At 65.6% G+C, this 3,303-nt stretch carries 5 protein-coding genes; all 5 read right to left on the minus strand.

What is annotated here, in order from left to right; genetic code table 11:
• On the minus strand, positions 1-242 hold a 242-nt coding region (locus EN969_RS23105), incomplete at its 3' end, for an ROK family protein (protein WP_127419422.1).
• Positions 239-961: a ribulose-phosphate 3-epimerase gene (locus tag EN969_RS23110; RefSeq protein ID WP_013532941.1), complete on the minus strand. Its 723-nt coding sequence runs from the start codon at positions 959-961 to the stop codon at positions 239-241. The genes EN969_RS23110 and EN969_RS23105, both read right to left, overlap by 4 nt.
• On the minus strand, positions 958-1,791 hold the full coding sequence (locus EN969_RS23115) for an alpha/beta hydrolase (protein ID WP_063167593.1): 834 nt from the start codon (positions 1,789-1,791) through the stop codon (positions 958-960). The genes EN969_RS23110 and EN969_RS23115 overlap by 4 nt, the downstream gene beginning before the upstream one ends.
• On the minus strand, positions 1,791-2,609 hold the full coding sequence (locus EN969_RS23120) for a sugar phosphate isomerase/epimerase (protein WP_063167592.1): 819 nt from the start codon (positions 2,607-2,609) through the stop codon (positions 1,791-1,793). The genes EN969_RS23115 and EN969_RS23120 overlap by 1 nt, the downstream gene beginning before the upstream one ends.
• On the minus strand, positions 2,609-3,303 hold a 695-nt coding region (locus EN969_RS23125; protein WP_164758433.1), incomplete at its 5' end, for a Gfo/Idh/MocA family oxidoreductase. The genes EN969_RS23120 and EN969_RS23125, both read right to left, overlap by 1 nt.

Here is a 3,303-nt window from a genome sequence, read left to right on the forward strand (position 1 = left end):
ATGCCGGCCAGCGGATCAAGCGGTCCCGGCGCACCGACACCGACGCCGACGACCGACAGTGCCGGGGCTTCGGCATGGACGGTCGCCGCCAGCGCCTCGATCTGGCCGATCACCACGTCTGGACCGGCCTGCGCCTGCGTCGGCACCGCTGCGAATGCCAGGATCTTGCCCTCACGGTCGACCAGGGCGGCGCGAAGCTCCGTCCCGCCAAGATCGATCGCAAGGGCGGCTTCCGTTGTCATGCCGCGACCTTCAAGCCGTGCAGCCAGCCGATGCGGCCGGCGAGGTCCTTGTCACCGAAGGCGAGCGAACCGAGAACCACGGTTTCGGCCCCGGCGGCACGCAGCAACGGCACGGTCTCGTGGCGGATGCCGCCGTCGGCCGCCAGAACCACTTGCGCCTCGCGGCCGGCCTTTCTCAGGATGGCGCGGGTAGCGCCCAGCCTGTCGCAGGCCTTGTCCGACAGGCTCTGTCCCTTGACGCCGATTGCGGTTCCAAGAAGCGTTACGAAGGCGACTTCCGGGACGAAGGCCGTCACCGCTTCCACAGGCGTCTCCAGCCTGAGCACGACGCCCGCCTCGGCGCCGAGCTCCCGCGCCAGCCGCACGGCGCGCAATCCCGCTTCGCCATTCTCGGCATGGACGCTGATCATGTCGGCGCCGGCTTCGATGAACTGGCGCGTCTGCGCCTCGACGATTGCTTCATCGACCATCAGGTGGACATGGATGGGCTTGGCCGTCAGCCCGGCGATGCGGGCAACGAGGTCGGGGAAGAACAGGAAGGACGGGGCGAAATGACCGTCCGCCACATCGATATGATGAAGATCGACATAGGGTTCGATGCGCTTCAAGTCGTTCTCGAAATTGGCAAGATTGGCAGACCAGAGCGAGAATTCGGCGATCATGCGATCGCGTGGCAGTTCGGCGATGGCGGCCGGGCCGGAGAGAGATTTCGAGATCATGATTGGTCCTGCTTGTCAAAATTTGTGTTGAGAAAGCTGCCGATGGCGGCGCGGATTTCGGCGAAATGGCGCTCCTTGTCGGTGGCCTTCGGCGTCACCTCGACAAAGGCGGCATTGGGGATGGTGTCTGCAAGGCTGCGCGCGGTGGCCAGCGGATGGACGAGATCGATGCCGCTGCCGATGACGAGTGTCGGGAGCGCGAGGCCGGCGGCCGCTGCCCGCGTCACGCCGGGCCCATCGTTTGCGATCGCTCGCATCACCTCGGCGAAAACATTCGCATTGGCGCGCGCGAAAAAGCCGAGCAGGGAAGCAAGATTGTCCGGCGCCTCGATGCGAAAGCGAGCCGCCGTGGCGGAGGCCGCAAACGCATCGCGCGCGTCATCCAGCGGACGGCCGCGGATGAGCTCCGCCACTTCCACGTAAGGGCGCATGTTTTGCGATGCCGCGTCGAAAGCCCAGGCAGGGCGAACAAGCACGAGACCTGTGACCCTATCCGGGTGCCGGGCCGCAAGCCGCAAGGCGATTGCCGCGCCCATCGAGATGCCGCCGGCGACGAAACGGTCGAGGCCGGCGGCATCGGCGGCAGCCAACACGTCGTCGGCGAACATCTCGATCGAAAAAGGACGCTTGCTGCCGGCGCCGGAGCCGCCCTGAGCGCGACATTCGACGGTCAGTCGGCGGTATGAAGGACCATCGGGAAAGTTCTGCGCTACTTGTGCCGCATCACCGCCGAGGCCGTGCTGGAAGACGACGGGAGGCCTGCCCTGCCCCGTGTCGAAGACACGAAGCGATGCATCGTCGCGAAGCAGGATCGCCGGCGCGGCGCCCATCAGAGGAGTCCCCGCAGAAAGGCTGCGACGCCGGGGGCTTCATCGGCGGACAGCCCGTGGGTGACGAGCGATCCGTCGAAGCCCGCTGCCTTCAGCCGTGAAACAAAATGCGGAAAATCGACGATGCCTTGTCCGGCGGTGGCAAAGCGGCCGTCACCAGAGCGATCCTTGGCGTGCGCCATGGCGATATGGCCGGCAGCCTCGTCGATCGCGGCGGCGACGATGGCGCGCGCTTCGTGTGGCGTCGCGTGCTCGAACAGGTTCGCCGGATCGAGCACGATCTTCAGATGCTTCGATCCCATTTCGGCGATCAGCCTGGTCGCGTCCCTGGCCGAGGTAACGATGTTGGCCTGCTCGGGCTCGATGCCGAGATCGACGCCGGCGTCTTCGGCAAGCGCCAGCGCTTTCTCCATCTCGGCGGCCATGTCGGACCAAGCGGCCGGCGTGCTATTGTCGGGATGATACGCCCATTGATCGGCGGCATTGCGCGAGCCGGTGCAGAGCGTGACCAGCGGAATACCGAGGGCCGCCGCCGCCTCGATGACGACGGCAAGACGGCGAAGACCATCGTCGCGCACAGCCTTGTCGGGATGCGCCATGTTGTAGGTGCCCGACAGCGCGGCCAGCGAAACGCCTGACGATCGCACTGCGGCACGGACGGAAGCGATGGCATCTGCCGGCACGACATCCGGCATCGACGGCAGGCCGGCGCAGGCGAGATTGAACTGCGTCGTCTCATAGCCAGCCTGCTTAACCGCCGTCAGCACGGCAGCCGGCTCTGTGCCGGCAAATGTCTTGGCGAAAATGCCGAGACGCATCAGACCGCTCCCGAAACCGAGGCGAGTTCGACCCGTTCACCTGTCTCGACCGAACGCGCGATGGCGACCATGGCGCGGATCGAGGCGATACCGTCCTCGACATTGGCGCCGCGCATCGGCGTGCCGTTCAGGACTGTATCCGCTAGGCCTTCCAGTTGGCGGCGGAAGAAGTGGCCGTCGGCGCCGAGCGGCTTGTGGGCGGTGGCGGTCTTCTCGTGAAATATCTCGACCTCGCTGGCGCGGAAGTACCAGGGGTTGAAGGTTTTCGCGATGACGGAGCCGTTCTCGCCATAGAGCTGAAAACCTTCGTGCCAGTCCATGCGCACGGCAACGGTCAGGTCGAGATGCCCGAGCGCGCCGCTGGCGAACTCGGTCTCGACGAACCAGCAATAGGCGCCGAATTTCTCATTGAGGCGGGCGCGCACGGCAACGATATCGCCGCACAGGAAACGCGCCGTATCGACGAGATGCGAGCCGTGCGCCAGCATGAAATATTGCCTGAGATCAGCCTTGGGATTGCCGGTCGGCTTCTTCGCCAGCTTGCTGGTGACCGGCAGCGGCTGAATGGCATCGGTGTTGGTGTAGCGATGGGTGGAATCGCAGTACCAGGCCTTCAGCGCCAGCACCTCGCCGATCTCGTCGCGGACGAAGTCGTGCGCGGCCTCCAGCGCCGGGTCGAAGCGCTTCATATGCC

Source organism: Mesorhizobium sp. M7A.F.Ca.CA.003.01.2.1, from assembly GCF_003998945.1.
Taxonomy (GTDB): Bacteria; Pseudomonadota; Alphaproteobacteria; order Rhizobiales; family Rhizobiaceae; genus Mesorhizobium; species Mesorhizobium ciceri.